Origin of the sequence: Burkholderia cepacia (genome assembly GCF_029962485.1) — a bacterium.
Classification (GTDB): Bacteria; Pseudomonadota; Gammaproteobacteria; order Burkholderiales; family Burkholderiaceae; genus Burkholderia.
In genome coordinates, this window is the sequence record NZ_CP073639.1 from 421226 (window position 1) to 442971 (window position 21746).

17 protein-coding genes are annotated in these 21746 nt (G+C 69.4%); 6 read left to right on the forward strand and 11 right to left on the reverse strand.

Going from position 1 to position 21746, the window contains the following annotated elements:
* The first annotated feature begins 93 nt into the window (after window positions 1–93).
* From KEC55_RS33005 to KEC55_RS33015, 3 genes are all read left to right on the forward strand, one after another.
* On the forward strand, window positions 94–1218 hold the full coding sequence (locus KEC55_RS33005) for a hypothetical protein (RefSeq protein WP_282513035.1): 1125 nt from the start codon (window positions 94–96) through the stop codon (window positions 1216–1218).
* A 192-nt stretch (window positions 1219–1410) separates the two neighbouring features.
* Complete coding sequence (locus KEC55_RS33010; RefSeq protein WP_282513037.1) at window positions 1411–2628, forward strand: MFS transporter; 1218 nt, start codon at window positions 1411–1413, stop codon at window positions 2626–2628.
* A 152-nt stretch (window positions 2629–2780) separates the two neighbouring features.
* Window positions 2781–3893: an alkene reductase gene (locus KEC55_RS33015; protein WP_282513039.1), complete on the forward strand. Its 1113-nt coding sequence runs from the start codon at window positions 2781–2783 to the stop codon at window positions 3891–3893.
* Window positions 3894–3981: 88 nt separating this feature from the next.
* Here KEC55_RS33015 and KEC55_RS33020 read toward each other — a convergent pair whose 3' ends face one another.
* The 3 genes from KEC55_RS33020 to KEC55_RS33030 form a co-directional block, all read right to left on the reverse strand.
* Window positions 3982–4653 (reverse strand): phosphohydrolase, encoded by a 672-nt coding sequence (locus tag KEC55_RS33020; protein WP_282513041.1) that lies wholly within the window; start codon window positions 4651–4653, stop codon window positions 3982–3984.
* A gap of 97 nt (window positions 4654–4750) precedes the next feature.
* Window positions 4751–6619, reverse strand: coding sequence for an amidohydrolase (locus KEC55_RS33025; RefSeq protein WP_282513043.1), 1869 nt, complete (start codon window positions 6617–6619; stop codon window positions 4751–4753).
* Between the two features lie 164 nt (window positions 6620–6783).
* A complete protein-coding gene (locus tag KEC55_RS33030) occupies window positions 6784–9669 on the reverse strand; it encodes an ATP-binding protein (protein ID WP_282513045.1) in 2886 nt (961 codons plus the stop codon).
* A gap of 410 nt (window positions 9670–10079) precedes the next feature.
* On the opposite strand from KEC55_RS33030, the gene KEC55_RS33035 reads away from it, so the two are divergent.
* Window positions 10080–10994, forward strand: a complete 915-nt coding sequence (locus tag KEC55_RS33035) for a helix-turn-helix domain-containing protein (RefSeq protein ID WP_282513047.1) — start codon at window positions 10080–10082, stop codon at window positions 10992–10994.
* A 39-nt stretch (window positions 10995–11033) separates the two neighbouring features.
* Here KEC55_RS33035 and KEC55_RS33040 read toward each other — a convergent pair whose 3' ends face one another.
* Together KEC55_RS33040 and KEC55_RS33045 are read right to left on the reverse strand one after the other, a co-directional pair.
* A complete protein-coding gene (locus tag KEC55_RS33040; RefSeq protein WP_282513049.1) occupies window positions 11034–12020 on the reverse strand; it encodes an MBL fold metallo-hydrolase in 987 nt (328 codons plus the stop codon).
* 161 nt (window positions 12021–12181) lie between these two features.
* The gene (locus KEC55_RS33045) at window positions 12182–12832 is read right to left on the reverse strand and encodes a DsbA family oxidoreductase (protein WP_282513051.1); all 651 of its coding nucleotides are present in this window, start codon (window positions 12830–12832) and stop codon (window positions 12182–12184) included.
* Window positions 12833–12953: 121 nt separating this feature from the next.
* Here KEC55_RS33045 and KEC55_RS33050 point away from each other — a divergent pair, with 121 nt between their 5' ends.
* Complete coding sequence (locus tag KEC55_RS33050) at window positions 12954–13859, forward strand: LysR family transcriptional regulator (protein ID WP_282513053.1); 906 nt, start codon at window positions 12954–12956, stop codon at window positions 13857–13859.
* 18 nt (window positions 13860–13877) lie between these two features.
* Here the strand turns inward: KEC55_RS33050 and KEC55_RS33055 are convergent, their stop codons facing one another.
* From KEC55_RS33055 to KEC55_RS33065, 3 genes are read right to left on the reverse strand one after another with little or no spacing between them, the layout of a single operon-like run.
* Window positions 13878–15338 (reverse strand): alginate export family protein, encoded by a 1461-nt coding sequence (locus tag KEC55_RS33055; RefSeq protein WP_282513055.1) that lies wholly within the window; start codon window positions 15336–15338, stop codon window positions 13878–13880.
* 14 nt (window positions 15339–15352) lie between these two features.
* Window positions 15353–16294, reverse strand: coding sequence for a glyoxalase (locus KEC55_RS33060; RefSeq protein ID WP_282513057.1), 942 nt, complete (start codon window positions 16292–16294; stop codon window positions 15353–15355).
* Window positions 16295–16342: 48 nt separating this feature from the next.
* Window positions 16343–17080: a YoaK family protein gene (locus KEC55_RS33065; protein WP_282513059.1), complete on the reverse strand. Its 738-nt coding sequence runs from the start codon at window positions 17078–17080 to the stop codon at window positions 16343–16345.
* Window positions 17081–17433: 353 nt separating this feature from the next.
* Here KEC55_RS33065 and KEC55_RS33070 point away from each other — a divergent pair, with 353 nt between their 5' ends.
* Window positions 17434–18153, forward strand: coding sequence for a TetR/AcrR family transcriptional regulator (locus KEC55_RS33070; RefSeq protein WP_282513061.1), 720 nt, complete (start codon window positions 17434–17436; stop codon window positions 18151–18153).
* 43 nt (window positions 18154–18196) lie between these two features.
* Here KEC55_RS33070 and KEC55_RS33075 read toward each other — a convergent pair whose 3' ends face one another.
* The 3 genes from KEC55_RS33075 to glcE all read right to left on the reverse strand — a co-directional run bounded on the left by KEC55_RS33075 (window position 18197) and on the right by glcE (window position 21739).
* A complete protein-coding gene (locus KEC55_RS33075) occupies window positions 18197–19066 on the reverse strand; it encodes a fumarylacetoacetate hydrolase family protein (protein ID WP_282513063.1) in 870 nt (289 codons plus the stop codon).
* A gap of 116 nt (window positions 19067–19182) precedes the next feature.
* A complete protein-coding gene (glcF, locus tag KEC55_RS33080; RefSeq protein ID WP_282513065.1) occupies window positions 19183–20511 on the reverse strand; it encodes a glycolate oxidase subunit GlcF in 1329 nt (442 codons plus the stop codon).
* A gap of 1 nt (window position 20512) precedes the next feature.
* Window positions 20513–21739 (reverse strand): glycolate oxidase subunit GlcE, encoded by a 1227-nt coding sequence (glcE, locus tag KEC55_RS33085; protein WP_282513067.1) that lies wholly within the window; start codon window positions 21737–21739, stop codon window positions 20513–20515.
* Window positions 21740–21746 lie beyond the last annotated feature (7 nt).

Below are 21746 nucleotides of genomic sequence, written 5' to 3' on the forward strand. Positions count from 1 at the left end.
TTAGGACTATTCAGTCGGCCCGATCCAGACTGCTCTCATGGGGCTTCGCTACCCGCGATATCCGCGCCGGAAGCCCGTTTCGAGAGGCGCATCATGAAGATCGCGATCGCCGGCGGCTCCATCGCGGGCCTCGCCGCCGCCGTCACGCTGCATTGCATCGGTCACGAGGTCGTCGTCCACGAGCGGCGCGACCGACGAGTGCCCGATCATGGCGGCGGTGTCGCTGTCCTGCGCCGCATGACGGCATTTCTCGACGCGCACGGCGGCCAGCGGCTGTCGATCGCGACGGTTCCGACGCGCCGCCGGCGCTGGATCGACCGCTCGGGCCGCATCGTCGACGACGCGTGTCAATGGCTGCCGTTCTCGTCGTGGGACATTGTCCATCGCGCGCTGTGCGCGATGCTGCCGGAAGGGATGATCCGCTACGACAGCCCCGTGACGGTCGAGCGCCGCGACCCGGACGGCGTCGACCTGCAGATCGGCGCGACGCGCGAACGGGTGGACCTGCTCGTCGCCGCGGAAGGCGCGGGCTCGCGCATCCGCACGGCGCTATTTCCCGGCTACGCGCCGCGCTATGCCGGCTACTTCGCGTGGCGCGGCGTCGTCGACGAAGCCGCGTTCGATGCCGGGACCATTGAAATGCTGGTCGAGAACCTGACGCTCTACCGGCAGCCCGGCGAACTGTTCATGGCGTTCCAGATTCCCGCCGCCGACGGCATGCCGGGGCCTCGCGCGCAACGCTTCAACTGGATCTGGTACCGCTCCGAAGCGAACCTCGACGCGTTGCGCAGTCATCTGGCCGACCTCGGCGGCCGCCTGCACGGCATGTCGGCCGAACCGGGCCTGTTGTCGACCCGTGCGCACGCCGAATTCGGCGCGCTCGCGCGCGAGCGTCTGCCGCCGGTGCTGTCGCAACTGGTCGGCGCGACTGCCGCGCCGTCCGTTCAGGCCGTCTTCGATGTCTTCAGCCCCGCCTTCGCCCACGGCCGCACCGCGCTCGTCGGCGACGCGGCCTGCACGCTGCGGCCCCATACGGCATCGGGCATGTCGAAGGCCCTCGCCGACGCGGTCACCCTCGCGCAGGCGCTGCCGTCGGGCGCGCACGACGTCACGAGACGCACCGCGTCCTGGGCTGCCGCGCGCCGGGTCGAGTCGGCCGGCCTCGCCGACGCCGGCGTGCGGTTCGCGACCGATCTCGGCCTTGGCGCATGCGCATGAACCCGTCCACGGTCGGACCCCTTTGCGTGCCGCGCAACGCTCGATTGCGCCCCGCACGTATTCCCTTGTTATCGATCGATCAATAATCTTGACGGCAATGCGGCGGCTTCCGTTTCGCCGCGACGAACGACCGAACACCGTTACGCCGGCCCGACGACCGGGCACCCGACATCTCTTTCCAAGGAGTCGACCATGTCAGCAGAATCCAACACGCTCGCGTCCCACGGGCACGCGACCAAGCTCACGCAGGGCCTCATCCTGCTGTTCGCGTTCAGTTGCGGCGCGATCGTCGCGAACCTGTACTACGCGCAACCGATCACCGAACTCATCGCGCCCAGCCTGCACATGTCCGGCGCAACCGCGAGCTTCATCGTGTCGCTGACGCAGATCGGCTACGCGCTCGGCCTGTTCTTCATCGTGCCGCTCGGCGACCTGCTCGAGAACCGCAAGTTGATGATCGTCACGGCCGTCGTGTCGATCGCGAGCCTCGCGGCGGCCGCGGTCGTGCAGACGCCCGGGCTGTTCCTCGCGATCTCGCTGCTGATCGGCTTCAGCTCGGTCGCCGTGCAGATCCTGGTGCCGCTCGCCGCGCACCTCGCGCCCGATCATTCGCGCGGCCGCGTGGTCGGCACGATCATGGGCGGGCTGCTGCTCGGCATCCTGCTCGCGCGCCCGCTGTCGAGCGTGGTGGCCGACGCATTCGGCTGGCGCTTCGTGTTCGCGGCCGCCGCCGTGCTGATGACGCTCGTGACGGCCGTGCTCGCGCTGACGATCCCGTCGCGCCAGCCCGATCATCGCGCCACCTACTTCGAGCTGATCGGCTCGCTGCTGCACCTGGTCCGCACGATGCCGGTGCTGCGCCATCGCGCGTTCTACCAGGGCCTGATGTTTGCGTCGTTCAGCCTGTTCTGGACCGCCGTGCCGGTCGAACTCACGCGTCACTACGGCCTGTCGCAATCGGCTATCGGCCTGTTCGCGCTGGTCGGCGCGATCGGCGCGACGTCGGCCCCGGTCGCGGGCCGCCTCGCCGATGCCGGCCACGGCGTGCGTGCGACGCTGATCGCGCTGGTCGCCGGCGCGCTGTCGTACGCGGTTGCGCTGATCCATGGCGCCGGCCTGTATGGCCTCGTCGTCACCGGCATCGTGCTCGATTTCGCGGTGCAGATGAACATGGTGCTCGGCCAGCGCGAGATCTATGCACTGCACGCGGCAAGCCGCAACCGCCTGAACGCGCTGTACATGACGAGCATCTTCGTTGGCGGCGCAATCGGCTCCGCGCTCGCGAGCCCGCTGTATGAGCATGGCGGCTGGCCGCTCGTGGCCGCGGTCGCCGGTGCGTTCCCGATCGTCGCGCTCGCCCACTACCTCGCGATCGGACGTCCGCACGCACAACGCAACGCACAGTCCTGAACCGGCGCCGGCACCGGTTCACGCGCGACGCCCCCGGGGCCGCCCGCGCGCTGGAACGCCGCCGGCACGTCACCCACGTCGCTTTTGAACTTTCCGCAGGGCCCGTCAAACGATAGGCGGCACTACCCTGCCTCACGCACAAGGAAACCATCATGTCTTCCCTGCTCAACCACTACGATCTGCGCGGCCTGCCGCTTCCCAACCGTGTCGTGATGGGGCCGATGACGCGTTCGCGCGCGCCGTCGCGCGGCCAGCCGACCGAACTCATGGCCGAATACTATGCACAACGCGCATCCGCCGGCCTGATCGTGACCGAGGCGACCAACGTCAGCCCGGCCTCCGCGTCGTTCGAACTGACGCCCGGGCTCGTCACCGACGAACAGGCGGCCGGCTGGAAGCAGATCACGGACGCGGTCCATGCGAACGGCGGCCGCATCTTCGCGCAGTTATGGCACGGCGGCCGCGTGAGCTCGCTGACGCTGCTCGGCGGCGACGCGCCGCTGTCGCCGTCCGGCGTCAACGACGATCTCGAGCAGTTGCAGGTGTGGGCGCAGTTGCAGAACGGCTATTACACGAAGATTCACGCGACGCCGTCGCGCGCGATGACGACGGAGGAAGTCGCCGGGACCGTCGACGAATTCCGCCAGGCCGCCATCCGCGCGATGGCGGCCGGCTTCGACGGCGTCGAGATCCATGCGGCCAACGGTTACCTGCCGCACCAGTTCCTGTCGTCGACGCTGAACCGCCGCGACGACCGTTACGGCGGCTCGATCGCGAACCGCGCGCGCTTCCTCGAGGAAATCGTCGGCGCGGTCGGCGCCGTGATGCCGCTCAGCCGCGTGGGCGTGCGCATCTCGCCGTACGCGAAGTACAACAACGTGCGCGATGCGGATCCGGATGCGACGTACGCCTACGTCGGCCGCATGCTCGACGAAGCCGGCGTCGCCTATGTGCACGCGGCGGACACCAACGGCTGGAGCGGCGAGCCCGACCTGCCGCGCATCGTCGAGAACACGCGCAAGCACTTCCGCGGCACGCTGATCGTCAATGGCGGCATTGCGCCGGATGCCGCGAATGCATTGATCGACGCGGGCGACGCCGATCTCGTCGCTTTCGCGCGTGCCTATATCGCGAACCCCGATCTGGTCGAACGCCTCGCGGCGAACGCGCCGCTCGCCGCACCGAAGACGGTCGGCTGGTACGGCGGCGACCGCGCGGGATACGTCGACTATGCGCGTCACGACGCCGCGGGGGCGAGGGCGTAAGCGAAAAGGCACCTGGGCGCGCGAGCGCCCGGGCACCCAGCCGGCAGCGCGGCGCGTGGCGCGCGCCGCCGGATCCCGCAGGACGCCGTCAGGCGTCCTTCCAGCGCGCGCCGAGTACGCGCCCGCAGAAATTCGGCCGGTGAAAATCCGGATCGGCGCGTTCGAGCACATCGGCGCTCCACGTGCCGAACGTCGACGCCGGCCGGTGCGCGACGCCGCGCGCGACCGCATCGAGGAACGCGTCGCTGAAGCCTTCGCCGCGCGGGTAGGCGGCGAGCAGCGCGCGCCGCTCGTCGGCCGAATACGCGTCGAAGTCGGTCGCCATCAGGTCGGTCGAGACGGCGGCCGCCAGCACGCGCGCGAGCGGCGATACGCGCGCGGCCACGCCGGGCGTCGTATGCAGCGCGATCGCGCGCCACACGTCGTCGCGCATGCGCTGCGACGTCTGGTGGCGCAACAGGAACGTATCGGCGGCATCGGCGCTGTCGAGCTCGTAGCGCGCGGCCGAGCGGCCATACGCGGTGCTCAGTCCCATGTTCGCGTACATCGCGGCCACGTACAGTGCATCGGCATCGCAGGTCTCGCCGGCACGGCGCGCGGCCAGCGACGCGAGTACGAACACCCGGCTCGCATGCTCGGTGATCGCCCGCGGCAGCGACGCGCAGGCTGCTTCGGCCGCTTCGACCGCCATCGGCGTCCGCGGAATGCGGACGCCGGCGACTTCGTCTTCGGCCGATGCGCACGTGTGCGCAGAACTCATCTCGTCTCCTTCTGCCCCTCGCCCGAGGCGAAAAATTGTCCATGCGGCGCACGGCACATACGGACGCCGCCGGCGTTCCTGCCGGTACGGCGTCCGCCTAGAACGCGAAACTGGGATAACCCGATGCTTCGCCGTGCTCGACGGTTTCCGTCGCGGCCGCATGCAGGCGCTGTACGATGCCGCGTGCGGCACCGCCCTGCGCGCCGGCGCCGGGCACGGCGCGCAGCGAAGCCGACTCGGCCGGACGATGCTGCCCGGCGCCGCCGAATTCGGCCACCGGCGACCACGCGGGGCTGACTGTCAGCGACGGCGGGGCGAGCGGCGCGAACTCGTCGTCCGCGTACACGATCTTGCCGCCGACGACCGTCAGCACCGACGACAGCGACTTGATCCGCGCTTCGTCGATCGTGAAGTAGTCGTCCGTCAGCACCGCGAAATCCGCGTAGTGGCCGGGCACCAGCGCGCCCTTGCAGTCGTCCTCGCCGGAAAACCACGCGCTGCCGACCGTATAACAGCGCAGCGCCTCCATCCGGCTGAGCCGGTTGCGTTCCGGATACAGCGCCGTGCCGCCGAGCGTGCGCCCCGACACCATCCAGTACAGCGACACGAACGGGTTGTAGCTCGCGATGCGCGTTGCGTCGGTGCCCGCGCCGACCGGCAGCCCGGCCGCCAGCATCGCGCGGATAGGCGGCGTGCGCATCGCGGCTTCCGCGCCGTAACGCGCGATGAAGTACTCGCCCTGGAACGCCATCCGGTGCTGGACCGTCACACCGCCGCCGAGCGCGGCGATGCGTGCGATGTTCGCGTCCGAGATCGTCTCGCAGTGGTCGAAGAACCAGCGCAGGCCGTCGAACGGCGTCTCGCGGTTCACGGCTTCGAGCACGTTCAGGAAGCGGCCGATCGATTCGTCGTAGGTCGCATGCAGCCGGAACGGCCAGCGGTGCCGCACCAGCAGTCGAATCACCGCGGCCAGTTCGGCCTCCAGCGCCGCCGGCAGATCGGGGCGCGGCTCGAGAAAATTGCCGAAATCGGCGGCCGAATACACCAGCAGCTCGCCCGCGCCGTTCATCCGCAGGAACGCGTCGCCATCGCCGGGCTTCGCGAGCGTCACCCAGTGCGCGTAGTCGTCGAGCTCCCGCCCCGCATGCTGCACGAACAGGCTGTACGCGACGCGCACGGTCATTTCGCCGCGCCGCGCAAGTGCCAGGATCGCGCCGTAGTCGTCCGGAAAGGCCTGGAAATCGCCGCCCGCGTCGATCGCGCTCGTCACGCCGAGCCGGTTCAGCTCGTGCATGAAATGCCGCATCGAATTCATCTGGTCGTCGTGACCGAGCTTCGGGGCTCGTTCGAGCGCCTCGTGCAGCACGGCCATGTCCGGCCGCGCGATCAGCATGCCGGTCGGCCGGCCGAGGCGATCGCGCTGGATCTCGCCGCCGGGCGGGTTCGACGTATCCCGGCCGTAGCCGATCGCGCGCAGCGCGGCCGCGTTCAGGAGCGCGCTGTCGCCCAGGTGCATGATGAAGACCGGCGTGTCGGGCGCGATCGCGTTGAGTTCGGCCGCCGTCGGCCCGCGCTTTTCCGCGAACTGGAATTCGGTCCAGCCGCCGACCACGCGCACCCAGTGCGGCGCGGGCGTACGCAGCACCTGGCGACGCAGCATCGCAAGCGCGTCGGCCAGCGTCGGCACGCCGTCCCAGCGCAGTTCCAGGTTGAAGTTCAGGCCGCCGCGGATCATGTGCAGGTGCGAATCGTTCAGCCCCGGGATCACGGTGCGGCCGTTCAGGTCGATGCACTGCGTACCCGCATGCGCATGGCGCATCACGTCGTGCCCGCTGCCGGCCGCGAGGATCCGGCCGTCCTTCACGGCGAGCGCGGTCACGAACGACTGCCGGTCGTCCTGCGTCGCGATCTTGCCGTTGCATACGATGAGGTCCGCCGCGGCGGCGGATGCCGTCGCCTTAAGCACCGTCAGGCCCTCCGCTTGCGCCGTGAGCCGGCACGCGGCCGCACGCCGCCTGCCTCCGGTTCGACGATACACGGACCATCCACTCCCCCTTGAACATTGAACGATCGGACCGACGGGCCGCGGCGCGATGGCGCGGTGTCGTCCTGTGCGACCCGGGCATGACGTTACGCCACCTGCTGCATCGCATCCACTGCCGCGTGCCGCATGCGCGACCGGCCTGCCGACGGTGCCGGCTCCGGGCGCACGAAGTTCTGCAGGCGCGCGAGCCGGCGCACGTCGAACGCGCGCGACTGCGGATCGAAATGCCCCGACAGGTTGGCCACCAGCGACGACGCCTGGCCGGTCCGCCCGCGCTCGATCAGGTGATCGGCGAGATCGAGCGTGCCGCGCAGCGCCCACATCGCGGCGCCTTGCCCGTTAGCGGCATGGATCCCGGTCAGCAGATGCCGGTGCCCTTCGACCTCATACGCGAGCGCGACGTCCGGATCCGCGGTGCGGGCCTGTTCGAGCATCGCGAGCCCCCTGGCGCGCAGCAGTTCCGGCACGAACAGGTGTTCGCCGTGCGCACGGCAGCGCGTGAGCGTCGCGTCGAGTTTCGCGCACGCCTCGGCCGCGCGGCCCGTGCGCGTCAGCCCTTCCGCGTATGCGACGACCAGCGGCGCGAGCAGGCGCCGGAAGCCGCTCGCTTCGATGCGCCGCAGCGCGGGCTCGAGCCGCGCGAGACCGGCGCCGGGATGCCCGGCCAGCATGTCGAACTGTCCGGCGAGGCCTTCCGCGTGGCTGAGCCAGATGTCGAACCCGTTCGCCTCCGCGGTCGAGCGCAGCGTGCCGAGATAGTCGGAAATCACGTCGTGATCGCCGTAGCGCAACGCGATCGGCACGGCCGCAGCGCCGAGCACGACGCACAGCGCCGGCCCCGACCCGGTGCGGCGCGCGGATTCGACCGTCTGCGCGGCCAGCCGCATCGCGTATTCCGGATCGCCCTGCATCCAGACGAGCCGCATCAGCATCGTGCGGCCGAGCGTTGCGACGTCGATCCCGAGCGCGGCTTGCGCGCAGGACGGTTCGCCGGCCACGGCCAGCTCGGCGGTCGCGGCCTCCAGCCGCTCGCGGGCCTGCGCGTGTTCGCCGAAGTAATGCAGCGACGTCGCGACCATCGCGTTCGCCAGCAGCCGTTGCGGCCGGTCGCCGCGCCGTTCGGCCGCGCGCTCGAAGCGCGTCGCGTAACGCAGCGATTCGTGGATGTCGGAGCGCGTCAGCATCGTATTCCACAGTCCGACCAGCGCGCACGCGTCGAACGCCTCGTCGCCGATCCGGCCCGCGAGCACGAGCGTCCGGTCCCACATCGCGGCGGCCGCGTGCGTATCGCCGTCGGTATGCAGCAGCGCCGTCGCGTAGGCCGCGCGCAAACGCATCTCGCGCACGGCGTCGATGCCTGCGGCGTCGCCGGCCTCGATCGCGTCGATCGCCCGCCGCGCCGGTTGCACGCATTCGCGCATCCGTGCCGGTTCCAGCAACGCGCGCGCCAGCGCGTCCGCTTCCTGCGCCCGCGGCTCGGCCACGACGGGCTCGCGCGACGCCGGCATGCCCACGGCGACACGCGTGCTCGCGAGGTCCACCGCCTGCGCCTGCATCCGCGCATCCCCCTGCTCGCGCTCGTAGCGCGCATGACGCTCGGCAACGACGTCGAATTCACCCTCGTTGTGCAGTTTCTCGAGCGCGTACGCGCGCGTCGATTCCGTCAACCGGTAACGCGCCTGCGCGCCGTGGAACTCGACGGCCACCAGTGACTTGGCGACCAGTTCGCCGAGTACCGCGATCGTCTCGGCGGCCGACCTGTCGGGATCCATCGCGACCTCGCGCGCGGCATCGAACGTGAACGGGCCGGTGAAGCACCCCATGCGGCGAAACAGCGAGCGTGCGGCCGCATCCAGCAGCACGTAGCTCCAGTCGAACGTCGCGCGCAACGTCTGATGGCGCGGCAGCGCCGAGCGCAACCCGCCGGTCAGCAGGTTCAGCCGGTCGTCCAGACGCGCGGCGACGACCTCGAGCCCGAGCGTCGCGACACGCGCGGCGGCCAGTTCGATCGCGAGCGGCAGCCCGTCCAGACGCCGGCAGATGTCGCCAATCAGGCGGAGGCCGGCCGCATCGACCGCGCAGTCGGGCGTGGCGGCGCGGATCCGCGCCAGGAACAGTTCGACGGCCGAGTGACGCATGATCTCGTCGACCGGTGCGCCGCCTTCCGGCACCGCCAGCGGGCTCACGCGAAACACGGCTTCGGCAGAGATATGCAGGGGTTCGCGGCTGGTCGCGAGCACACGCAGCGACGGCACGCGCGACGTCAGCGTATCGACGAGGTCGGCCACCAGATCGACGACGTGTTCCGCGTTGTCGAGCACGATCAGGGCCGGCGACGCGGCGATCGCCGTGGCGATCCGGTCGATGCCCGGCACGCCGTCGGTCTCGACGCCGAGTTCCGCGGCGATCGCGAGCAGCACGTCGTCGCGCGTCGCGGCACTCGCGAGTGCAACGAACAGCACGCATTCGCCGGACCGCTCGCGCAGCTCGCAGGCAATGCGGCCGGCCAGGCTCGTCTTGCCGATGCCGCCCGCCCCGACGAGCGTGACGACCGGCGCGCGTTCGATCATGTCGACGATCTGCCCGATCTCGGCCTGACGTCCGACGAGCGGAACCGGACGCGCCACCGCGACAGGCTCGGCCGGCAACGCGACCGCGCGCGGCGCGGCCTCGCGCGCGACGGCGGGATGCGCGACCAGCAGGTAGCCGCGGCCCGGCACCGTCTTGATCAGGTCGCGGTCCGCGCCCAGCGCCTTGCGCAGCGTCGCGACATGAACCTGCAGCCGGTTTTCCTCGACGATCAGCCCCGGCCACACGGCATCCATGATGTCGTCCTTCGACACGACGGAACCGTTGGCGCGATGCAGTACTTCCAGTATGTCAAGCGCGCGTGCGCCGATACGCAGCGACGCGCCGTGGTGGCGAATGTCCCGCTGCTCGAAATCCACCGACAACGTCCCGATCTGGATCATGGCCGCCTCCAGGTTCCCCACGATGACCGCCATATGAACACGGCCGTTCACTGGGGCGGGAATGCGCACCCGGCCAGCGCTGCCGGCCGGGCGCAAAGTCTCAAAATGTGGAGCGAGTGTAAACGCCGTATAAACAAAAATCTTGAAGGAAAATGCGCTGGCCGCCGTCGCACCGGCGCGCCCGCAGAGGTGTACGCCACGCGATCGTCAACCGGGCAACAGTGACCGGATGGTGGCCACGGCGGCGCATTTGCGTGCCCGTCGAGGCCCGCGCGGTGCGTGTTGGTCAATAGCAAGCATTTCGTCAGCAAGTGGACATTTATTCAAGTTAACTTGGGCCGGCTGAGCGCACCGTATAAACTTCGCGTAAAAATGTTCGCGCGCCGCTTCCATCGAAGGATTGTTCCGTCATGTCAGATTCCCTCGTCGCGCCCCCTGCTGCACTGCCGAAAGACACGCTCGGTTGCCTGTCGAGCCTGCTGTCCAAGGATGTCGAACGCTCGGTCGGCGGGCTCAGGCTCCATCGCAAATGCATGCGCGACGAGCATTTCGAGCGCATCGAGATGGCGGCCAGCGATCGCGGCTTCCTGATCGGCGTGTCGCTCAACGGCGGGCACCGGCGCACGATCTACGGCGGCACCGGCCACTCCCGTTCCGAGCGGCGGTTTCAGCACAATTCGATCTACATTCGCGACTTTTCCCGGAATTTCCGTGCCGACCTGTACGGCAAGTTCGACTTCCTGCTGGTCGAGCTGTCGCACGCCTATCTCGACGATCTCGGCCGCGAGCACGACGGTACGGAAATCGGCGGCCTGACCTGTGCGCCCGACTTGCAGGACGCGGTGCTGGGGCATCTCGCGCACGCGATCGCCGACAGCCTCGACGGGCCCGGTACGCTGAATTCGCTGTTCGTCGAGCAGATGGGGCTCGCGATCGGCACGCACCTCGCTCGCCAGTACGGCAATGCGAGTGCGCGCGACCTGCAGCGCAAGGGCCTGCTGTCGCCGGCGAAGGCGGCGCTCGCGAAAGAGCTGCTGATGGAAAAGGCCGATCTCGGCGTGTCGATCGAGGAGGTCGCGAACGAATGCGATCTGTCGCGCGGCTATTTCATCCGAGCATTCTCGCGAACGACGGGGCGCACGCCGCATCAATGGCTGCTCGAACAGCGCGTGATCCGTGCGCGGCAGCTGATCGAGACGACCGACATGTCGCTCGCGGAAATCGCGGCCGTGTGCGGCTTCGCGGACCAGAGCCACCTGAACCGCGTGTTCGCGCGCATCGTCGGCCACCCGCCCGGCGCCTGGCGGCGCGAACTGTCCCGCTGATTCCGTCACGCGCGGCCACTGCTGCCGCGCGCCATTGCATCATCGAAGCGGTGTCGTGTCGTAGTTGACGGGCACCCAGTCGTACTGCTCCCCGTCCCTGCGCAAATGCCCGAGCCCGGGAAACGCGATGTGCGCGGCGCCGACCAGATAACGCTTGTCCGCGACGCGCTCGAGCGTAGCGCGCCGGGTGCGGCGCGCCGCGTCGGCGTCGCTGTCGTATTGGACGGTCGCGTCCGGATCCCGCAGCTGGATCGCCGCAACGTGCACGATATCGCCCCATGCGAGCAGCCCGGCGTCGCCGCTCTCGATCAGATAAGCCGTGTGGCCCGGCGTATGACCGGGCATCGGCACCGCACGAATGCCGGGGGCGAGCGTGGCTTCGCCGCGAAACGTCTTGAAGCGCCCGGCCGCGACGTACGGCGCGACCGACGCGGCCGCCGCATCGAAAAACGATGCCAGGAACGCCGGCGCCTGTGCCTTGTTATCTGGATCGAGCCAGTATTGCGCCTCGATCTCGTTGACGTGCACCACCGCATTCGGAAAGGTCATCCTGCCGTTCGACGCGATGCCGCCGACATGATCCTTGTGCAGGTGCGTGAGCAGCACTTCGTCGATCTGCTCCGGCGCATAGCCTGCCGCACGCAGGTTGGCGAGCAGCTTGCCGCAGCAGTCGCCGTACAGCACGCCGGCGCCGGTATCGACGAGAATCCGCGTCGTTCCCGTATCGACCAGGAACGCGTTGATCGACCCCTGCACCGGCGGTTCGAGAAACTCGCGATCGAGATCGCGCCGGATTGCTTCCTTCGAGATATCCCGGAAGACCGTGTCGACCGGAAACGCATGCGTGCCGTCGGACAGCGCGACGATCTGCAGGTCGCCGAGCTTCTGCCGATAAAAGCCGGGGGCCTGGTTGCCGCCGCCCGGCTCGCCGGCGAACGCAACCGATGCGAGGATGCCGACGCACCACGCGACGAGCAGCATGCTGCCCGAGCGCGCCGCGCGCGTGTGCCAGATCAGGTTTTTCATGTCGGTTCCCCCGGTTGCGTAGCGACGTTGCGCGCCGGCTCGCCGATCCGGCCGGCGAGGCGCGCGCAACGCCGAGCTTACCGGCAGGGTTCGCAATAATCCTGAGCCGCACATGAATCCTTCTGAAGGCCGGGCCGGGCTGCGGCGGCGCCGGCCCGGATTCAGGCGATCGGGTCGAGCGTGCGCTGCGCGTCGATCAAGGCGTCGCGAAACACCACGGTCGGCTGCGCGCCGCTGACGATCGACGGCCCGATGCGCGTCGACGGTACCGAAGCGATGCCGTCGCGCACCGCCTCCTCCTCGAGCGCGACCACCGCATCGAGCCCTTCGCCGGATGCGAGGAATGCTCGCACCGCGTCGCCCGGCAAGCCCGCGCCGGCCGCGATCTCGACCAGCACGTCCGCGTCGCCGATATCACGGCCGTCGCGGAAATACGCGGCGAACAAAGCGTCGACGAGCGCGACCGCGCTGCCGCGCTGCTGCGCGAACCAGACGAGCCGGTGCGCGAGCCGCGTGTTCGGCGTGCGCGTGATCCGCGCATGATCGAATACGAGGCCGGCTTCCCGGCCAGCGTCGGCCGCATGCGCGTCGAGCGCCTGCGAGCGCGCCCAACTGCCGAACTTCGCGCTCCGGTACGCCTTGCGGTCGATGCCGCCGGCCGGCATCGTCGGGTTCAGTTCGAACGGCACGAACCGGACGCTCACGTTGCCGGCCAGGCCGGCTTGGTCGATTGCCTCAGCGAGCCGGTGCTCGGCGATCCAGCACCACGGGCAGATCAGATCGTAAGTCACCGTTATTTCGAGGGGTTTCATCGCACGCTCCTGTAAATTGCCAGTTCAGAAGATAGCGCTTGCAGGCCGGCGATAGAATGCCAACGGCACGCAACGCTTCGTTGCGACACGCACAAAAGCACGCAGTCACAAAGGCGACGACATGGACAAATTCTCCGCGCTGCGCGCGTTCGTTGAAGTAGCGGAAGCCGGCGGCTTTTCGAGCGCGGGACGGCGTCTCGACCTCGCGGCATCGTCGGTGGTGCGCGCGGTGGATGCACTTGAGGCCTCGCTCGGCACCGTGCTGCTGAACCGCACGACGCGGCAGGTCACGCTGTCCGATGCCGGCGCCATGTACTACGCCCGCGCGAAACGGCTGCTAGAGGAACTCGCGGAAGCCGACGCGCTGGTCTCCGATCGCGGCGACGAGCCGTCCGGGCCGCTGCGCGTGTCGGTGCCGGTCGCGTACGGCGTGCGCCGCATCGCACCGCACGTCGCGGCCTTCCTCGCGCGCCACCCGAAGCTCGACCTCGACCTGCAGCTCACCGACGAACGCGTCGATCTCGTGGCCGGCCGGATCGACGTCGCGATCCGGCTCGGCGAAGCCGCGCCGTCCGCCGAAGTCGTCGCGCGACCGCTCGCCACGTTCCATCGTTATGTCGTCGCGAGCCACGACTACCTCGACGCGCACGGCACGCCGTCGGCGCCGGGCGAGCTGGTCGATCACGGGTGCCTGCGCTTTCACTTCGGCGGCGACCAGCAGGCGTGGACGTTTGCCGATGCGCATGGCACGACCAGGGTGCTCGTCGGCGGGCGCCTGAAGTCGAATCACAGCGAAGTGTTGCGCGATGCGGCGCTCGACGGCGCCGGTATCGCGCTGCTGCCCGACTGGCTGGTCGATGCGGATGTCCAGTCGGGCCGTCTGCGCAGGCTCTTCGAACAGTACGACGTCGTGCCCGACGCGGCCCGCTCGGTCGTCACCGCGCTCTACCTGCCGAATCAGCGCGGTTCGAAGCGCGTCACGGCGTTCATCGATTTCGTCGAAGCGCTGGCGCGCGCGCAGCACTGAGCCGCGCGGCGCGCCACGTTACCAGCCGAATTTCGCTTCGACGCCGACGTAGTCGGCATTGCGCGCACCGAGCGCGCGAATCGAGTCGGCGATCTGGAAGTGCACGGCTTCGACGGCCAGCGCCATGTTCGGATTGACGAGCCAGTCCACGCGGGCCTGCGCATACATCCCCGTGTACGAACCGCCCTTGCCGGCCGTGCCGGGCACCGCCTGCATCCCTTGCGCGTAGACCGCGTCGGCCGTCGTCTGCCGCCACTGGAAACCGACCGCGGTCAGCACTGTCACGTTACTGGCCGGCTTGATCGTCAGCGAAGGCTTTACGTGGATCAGGTTGCTGTAGCCGGTGTAGCCCGCGAGCGTGAAGTAATAGCCGTTCGGGAACAACGGGTTGAAGGTGCCCATGCGCCCGTCGCCCGGATGCTTGTCGCCCGACGCGCCGTCGACCTGGAGGCCGACGCGCGGCGTGCCCGGCGTCTTCGCGAACGTGTAGCCGCCCAGCGCGCCGAACGCCCACGCGCCGATCGTGTCCTGGCCGATATGCCCCGTCTGGTACATCACTTCGGTGTCCCAGTCGAACCCGGAGGATTTTCCCGCGTAGCGCGCATCGAACACGTCACGGCGCTCGGTGCCGGCTCCGTCGAGGTAGCGCGCGTTGTCACGCGTATAACGCGACCAGTAGGCCGACAGTTCGCCGGGCCCCACGCCGTTGTGCTCGATACGCACGCCGTCGAACCGCAGGTGCCGATTCGACACGTCGTCGAACGCCGCGTCGTTGCGGTACTGCACCGGGCGCGTCACATAACCGATCAGCCGCCATTTGCCGATTTCATAGTCCGCCCACAGCGCGTCGAACGCCTGGCGCACGTTCGGGCCGTCGCGCACCGACACGAAACGCTGCAAGTCGTAGGCCATCTCCTGTCGGCCGATCCGCGCCTTGAACGTGCCGCCGCCGATCTGGTCGACATAGGCGACGAACGCCTGCTCGATATCGAGCTGGTCCTTGTCCACCGTGCCGACCGTATCCTTGCCGAACGGCCGCGCATCGACGAACTGGACGAACGCCTGGAAATGCCCGGCATAACGCAGATCCGCATGCACCGTCGCACGCTGGATCACGTAGTTGTCGTCGTGCGCGGGGCCGAGCCCGAACAGCGGTGCGTTGTTCAGCTCGAAGCGCTCGCGCAGGTTCGCGCCGAGCGACAGGTAGGTCGACGGATCACCGCCCAGCGGGATGTACTTCAGCGCATCGCCCGGCTGGCGCGGCACGCATGGATTCGCGAGCACCGACCAGTCTTCCTGCCAGCGGTTGAACAGCACCGTGGGCCGCTTCGCGGTACACGTCGTGCCGGCGGCGGGGGCCGGCGAAGCCGTCGACGCCGCCGAAGCGGCATCCTCGGCCCCGGCCGCCGTACCGGCGTAGCTCGCGACGCCGCCCGCCAGCACGGCGGCCGGCAGCACGCGCCGCCAGGCCCGCCCCATCGACCTGCGCCCCATCACTTCGACCGCGCGTGAATCTCGGCGACGTAGCCGCCCGGAAACTGCACGAGCGCGGCATCGCGCCCGTCCGACGTGAAGGTCGGCACCAGCACGGTCACGCCCGCGGCCTGCGCCTGCTTCAGCGTGGCGGCCAGGTCCGGCACTTCGTAGCCCGTCATCTCGCGGCCGAACGGATAAGGCAGATGGCCATCGGTGGCGAGCACGGTCATCTTGCCGAAACCCGATTCGATGCGGATGCGGCGATAGGTATCGTTCGGCCGGCCGATCTCGATGCCCGGCGCCTTGCGTACGTCGGACACGATCTTGCCGCGCGAGAACGCGGCGAAGTCGTGCGCCAGCTTGCTCGCGCTTTCCGGTGACACGTACACGCGGTTTTCCGGCACCGTCTGCAGCGGGTCGTACTTCGGCGCCTGCGTATGCCAGTACAGCTGCATGTTCACGCCGCCAGGCCAGCGGATGATCGCGTCGCGGCCGATCGGGTCGGGGAACGTATCGACCACCACGTCCGCGCCATGCGCACGCGCCGATTTCATCGCGACGTCCATGTCGGTGACGAGGTAGCCGGTGCGCTCCTGGCAGAACGGATAGGGAATCGGCGTCTTGAAGCCGAACACCGAGATCGTGCCGGCCGGCGTGAACACGAGTTGCGACATCGTCTGGCTCGGCGTCGGCGTGACCTGGAACACGCCCTGCTGCGACTTCTTGCCGCCGAACGTTGCGACGAAGCTGTCGGTGAAGCGGTCGAAATCTTCCGGCGCGACGCACACGTGCGTCGTGTCGTACTGCGGGCCGACCGTGACGGCCGGCACCTTCGCGGACGACGTGTCGAGCAGGCGCGTCTCGTCGGCGTGGGCCGGCGCGGTTGCCAGCAACGCGCCGAGCACGGCCGCCGACGCGGCCGTCAGCCGCCATGCCTGTTGCAATTTCAGTGCGATCATCGGGTTCTCCTTGAAAGTGGCAGGCGCGGCCGTGTGCCGCGCGCGCATTCAGCGTGACGTCGGCCGCCCGTCGGACCGGCCGGATTGATAGGTGAGGAAGCACAGGGCCGCGAGCGGCAGCGCCAGCGCCCAGAAGGCGGCGAACACGTAGGCCGCGGCCCCCGCGCCCGCCCCGATCGCGAAGCCCGCGACCGGCGGCAGCGTACGCCGCAGCCGCGCGCGAGCGGCGTCCCGTTCGGCTGGCGCGGCGAGCGGCACCAGCCAGTCGAATGCATCGATCACGGCCTGCGTGACGTTGCCCGTCATCACCGTGTTGGCGACGACCGAACGCGCCGTCAGCCGGCCGTGCGCGTTCTGCACGCCCATTGCCGCGGCGCCGAGCAGGCCGCACAGGATCGTGCGCGGCGCGTCGGCGTCGGCGATCGGCGACGCCATCACGCCGGCCAGCATGAACCCGGCGAGCAGCACGGCCTGCAGCGCATACAGCGAACGCGCGCGCACGCCGTGGCCTTGCGAACGCATCCGGTGGTCGAGCACGCGCGCACCGACGATGCCGGCGATGAAGGCCGGAAACGCGAGCCACTTGATCATCAACCCTTGCCCGACGCCGGCCAGCCCCGAGCCGATCAGGATGAAGTTGCCGGTGACGTGCGCGGTGAACAGGCCGAACAGCGCGACGAAGCCGAGCGTGTCGACGTAACCCGCGATCGACGCGAGAAACACGTCCTCGCCGCGCACGTGATCGGGCGCGGCGGCGGCGCCCGCGGTTACTTGTTGCGACGGCATGACCGGGCTTCCTGGAAGGTGTCGACTGCGCCGGCGTCCAGCATGCCGGCGCGTGTCGAGATCTGATTGCGCATGTTCCGCTCCGGTTTCGCCGACCGGCCCGGCTTGCCGACTGGCGTCCGGCCGATACGGCGGCTTGGGAGCTAGACTAGTTAAGGAACGCCTTAATGTCATGGCGGCGGCCTGAATTTTTCTGAATGCGTCGCCCGCCCGCCGCGCGCGGCTGCCGGCCCGATTCGACACGGAATGACCCCGCACCGCGACAAAAGCCGCGCCGCAAACCGTATCCCGGGCCCCGATCGTGTTATTTTTCGATCGATAGTTTAGGCATGCGCGCCATCAGGAGCCGATGAATGACCGAAAGAAAACGCAGCACGACGGCCCGCGAGCGCGGAACCGACGCGGACGGCAACGCCGTCACGCCGGGCCGCCGGCTCGCGCCGGAAGCGCGCGAGCGGCAGATCGTCGAGAAGGCGATCGAGCACTTCGCGACGCACGGCTTTTCCGGCAGCACGCGCGAGCTCGCGCGGCAGATCGGCGTGACCCAGCCGCTTTTGTACCGGTACTTCCCGAGCAAGGAGGCGCTGATCGATCGCGTCTACGACGAGATCTACACGTGGAATCCCGACTGGGAAAAGCTGATCGCCGATCGCGCGATCCCGCTGCAGGAGCGGCTCGTCGCGTTCTACCGCGCGTATGCGCAAACCATCCTGAAGCGCGAATGGATCCGTACCTTCATCTTCGCGGGGCTCAGCCGCGAGGGGTTCAACACGCGCTACCTGTCGCGGCTGCGCGAGCGCGTATTCCTGCCGGTGCTGCGCGAGCTGCGGCACGAATACGACCTCGCCACGCCGGCGACCGAGACCCAGCGCAATGCGGAAATCGAACTGGTCTGGAGCCTGCACGCGAGCATCTTCTACATCGGCGTCCGCAAGTGGGTCTACGGCCTGCCGGTGCCCGACGATCTCGATACCGAAATCGAACGGCTGATCGACGCGTTCCTGCACGGCACTCCCGCCGCGCTGAAGCAGCACGCGTCGGACGCGGCCGCCCGGCGCCGCCGGCGCGCGTGACGCGACGGCGGACGGCAGGCGGCGTGCGCACGGCGCGCGTTCGTCATGCGTCGCGCCGCACCGCCGCCGGCGCGACCGGGTTGCGCAACACGCCGAGCCGCTCGATCTCGATTTCGCACACGTCGCCGGCCTTCATCCACAGCTGCGGCTCGCGCGCCATCCCGATGCCGGCCGGCGTGCCTGTGACGATCACGTCGCCGGCCTGTAGCGTCATCACGTCGCTCAGCAGCACGACCAGCGTCTCGACATCGAAAATCATGTCCGACGTCGACGCCTCCTGCACCACCGTGCCGTTCAGGCGCGTCTGGATCTTCAGCCCCCGGCAGCCGCGCGGCAGTTCGTCGGCCGTGACGAACCACGGCCCGAAGGCCCCCGTGCCGTCGAAGTTCTTGCCCATCGTCCACTGCGGCGTGCGGAACTGGTAGTCGCGCAGCGTCGCATCGTTGAAGAGCGAATAACCGGCGACGTGATCGAGCGCCTGCTCGCGTGCGATGCTGCGTCCGCCCTTGCCGATCACCGCCACCAGCTCGCCCTCGTAGTCGAGTTGCGAAGACTGCGCGGGCAGCGCGATCGGGGCGCCGTGGCCGATCAGGCTCGATGCGAACCGCGCGAACACGGTCGGATAGGTCTGCTTCGCAAACCCGGTCTCGGTCGAGTGGTCGAGGTAGTTCAAGCCGACACAGATGATCTTGTGCGGCCGTCCGACCGGCGGCAGCAAGCGCACCGCATCGAGATCGACCGGCGTGCCGCGCGCGAGACGCGCGCCCACCCCGGCAAGATCGGCGCCCTGCGCCAGCAGCGCATCCAGATCGCCCGGATAGGCCGTGTCCGCGGCAGTCAGCCCGGACCAGTGCCCGTTGTGCTCCACGGCCAGGCCGCGGCGTCCATCCTGTTCATACACGGCAAATCGCATGGCACGCTCCTTGTTCGACGTCCACGACGGCGTCGGTTACTCGTCAATATCCTCTCTGGGCGCGCCACCACCCGATGCGGCGGCGCGCCCTCCTTCGTCACGCGGCCGGGCAGCCGTCACGCGACATCGCGCTTGCGGCGCACCGCGACGCTGTCGCGCAATGCGTCGGGCACGGGCCCGCCGGTCGCCCAGTCGAGCAACTGCACGGTATGCACGAACGGCATGCCGACCGCGCCGGCCAGTTGCGTGATGCAGCCGATATTGCCGGCCGCGGCAATCTCGGCCGTCGTCGCACGTATCGCCGCGACCTTGCGCTGTTTCAGCTCGCCCGCGATCTCGGGCTGCAGCAGGTTGTAGACGCCGGCCGATCCGCAGCACATGAAGCTGTCGGACGGCTGGACGACGTCGAACCCAGCGTCGCGCAACAGGTCGAGCGGCGGATGCACGATCCGCTGGCCGTGCTGCATCGAGCATGCGGCGTGATAGACGACCCGCGTCCCCGGGCGGATGACCGGTGCCTGCAGGCCGAGCTGCGCCATGAATTCGGTAATGTCCTTCGCGAGCGCGCTGACGCGAGCCGCCTTGTCCTTCCAGGCCGGATCGAGCCGCAGCGCGTGACCGTAGGCCTTGAGCGACGTCCCGCATCCCGACGTATTGACGATGATCGCGTCGAGCCCCGCCGGCCCGTCGGCCTCGCGCAGCCACGCCTCGATGTTGGCCTTCACCAGCGGCAGCGCCTGCGCCTCGCGCCCCATGTGCTCGGCCGGCGCGCCGCAGCACCCTGCACCGTGCGCGATGACGACTTCGACGCCGTGCCGCTGCAACAACCGGATCGTCGCTTCGTTGATCGCGGGGTCGAGCACCGTCTGCACGCAGCCGTTCAACAGGCTGACCCGTGCGCGGCGCGGCCCCTGTGCCGGAAACACCTGCGCGCGATCGACCGGGCTCGCCGCGGGCAACGGCGCCGCGGGCGCCATCTCCAGCATCGCGCGCAGCGTGCCGCCGAATGCCGAACGCAGCGGACGGAACAGCCGGCCGGCGGCGAGCGCGGCACGAAACAGCGGCCGGCTCGGAATCAGCACGGTCAGCGCGCGACGGATCGCGCCCTGCACCGGCGGCCGGCGGTAATGGGTCTCGACGTATTCGCGGCCGTGCGCGATCAGCTTCGAATACTGGACGTCCGACGGGCAGATCGCCTCGCACGCGAGACACGTCAGGCAGCGATCGAGATGCGCGACCGTCTTCGGGTCCGGCGCGCCGCCCGCCTCGTACATGTTCCTCATCAGCACGATGCGGCCACGCGGGCTGTCGTTCTCGTCGTGGCGGACCTGATAGGTCGGGCAATGCGACAGACACGTGCCGCAATGCACGCAGCTGCGGATGATGTCGTTCGACAGTGCGATGTCGGGGTCGGCCAGAGCGGCGTCGCCGATGCGGGTTCTCATGTCACGCTGCTCCCGTGTCGAGGGGGTCGAGCCGGCCCGGATTGAATACGCGGTTCGGATCGAAACTCGTTCGCACGCGTTCGCCGAGCGCGCGCAGGTTGGCCGGGCGCGGATGGAACGCGCCGACCGAGCGCCGCAACGCCGCCGGCGCACGAAACAGGCACGCGTGCCCGCCGGCCGCCGCGACGGCCTGCCTGAGCGCCGCCGCCTGCCCGGCGACGGCGGCCGCGTCGGTACGCAAGAAGACAAGGCTGCCGCCCCAGTCGTAGATCGCGTCGCCGCCCACCGCCGCGACCACGCGCGCGGCCAGCGTGCCGGGCAGCATCAGGCGCCAGATGCACGCGTCGCGATCGTCCGCGAACGCCCGCAGGTCGCGCAACGCGCGCCAGAACGCGCGGCTCGCGTCGCCGCCGATCGTGCGGATCGCAAGCGAGCGGCCGACCCGCTTCGCGAGTTCCGCCTCGCGCGCCACCACCGATGCGCCGGGGCCTTCCAGCCGCAATGCCGTGGTCGGCACGGCCGACGTATCGCGCCGCACGCCGCCGACGTGCGCGGCCGCGCTGACCTCGAACGGCAGGCGCAACGCGTCGGCGAGCAGGCCGGTCGCCGCGCCGTCGTCGAGCCCGTCGATCAGCAGCGTGCGTTCGTCCGGCCACGCAGGCTGCAGTTTCAGCGTGACGGCCGTCAGCGCGGCCAGCGTGCCGAACGAGCCCGTCAGCAGGCGCGGCACGTCGTAGCCGGTCACGTTCTTCACGGTGCGCCCGCCGGCCTTGAACGCCTCGCCGCGGCCGCTCACGCCTTCCACGCCGAGCACCGCGTCGCGCACGGCGCCCGACAGCACGCGGCGCGGCCCGGCCAGATTGCAGGCGACGACACCGCCGATCGTGCCACGCGCCGCTTCGCCGCCAAATACCGGGCCGTAGTCCGGCGGCTCGAACGCAAGCTGTTGATGGTGCCCGGCCAGCGCCGCGCGCACCGTCTCGACCGGCGTGCCGGCGCGCACCTTGATCACGAGCTCCTCGGGTTCGTAGAAGTCGATGCCGGACAGGCCGGACAGATCGAGCAGCGCATGCGCGTGCACCGGCTCGCCGAACCCGCGCTTGGTACCGCCGCCGATGACCTCGAACGAGCGGCCATGACGATTGGCGTCGGCGACGGCGTCAACCAGTTCCGCCGCGTCGCGCGGGCAAATGCGCGCCTGCGTCGTTCGATCGTCGATCGCGTGCATGGCTGGC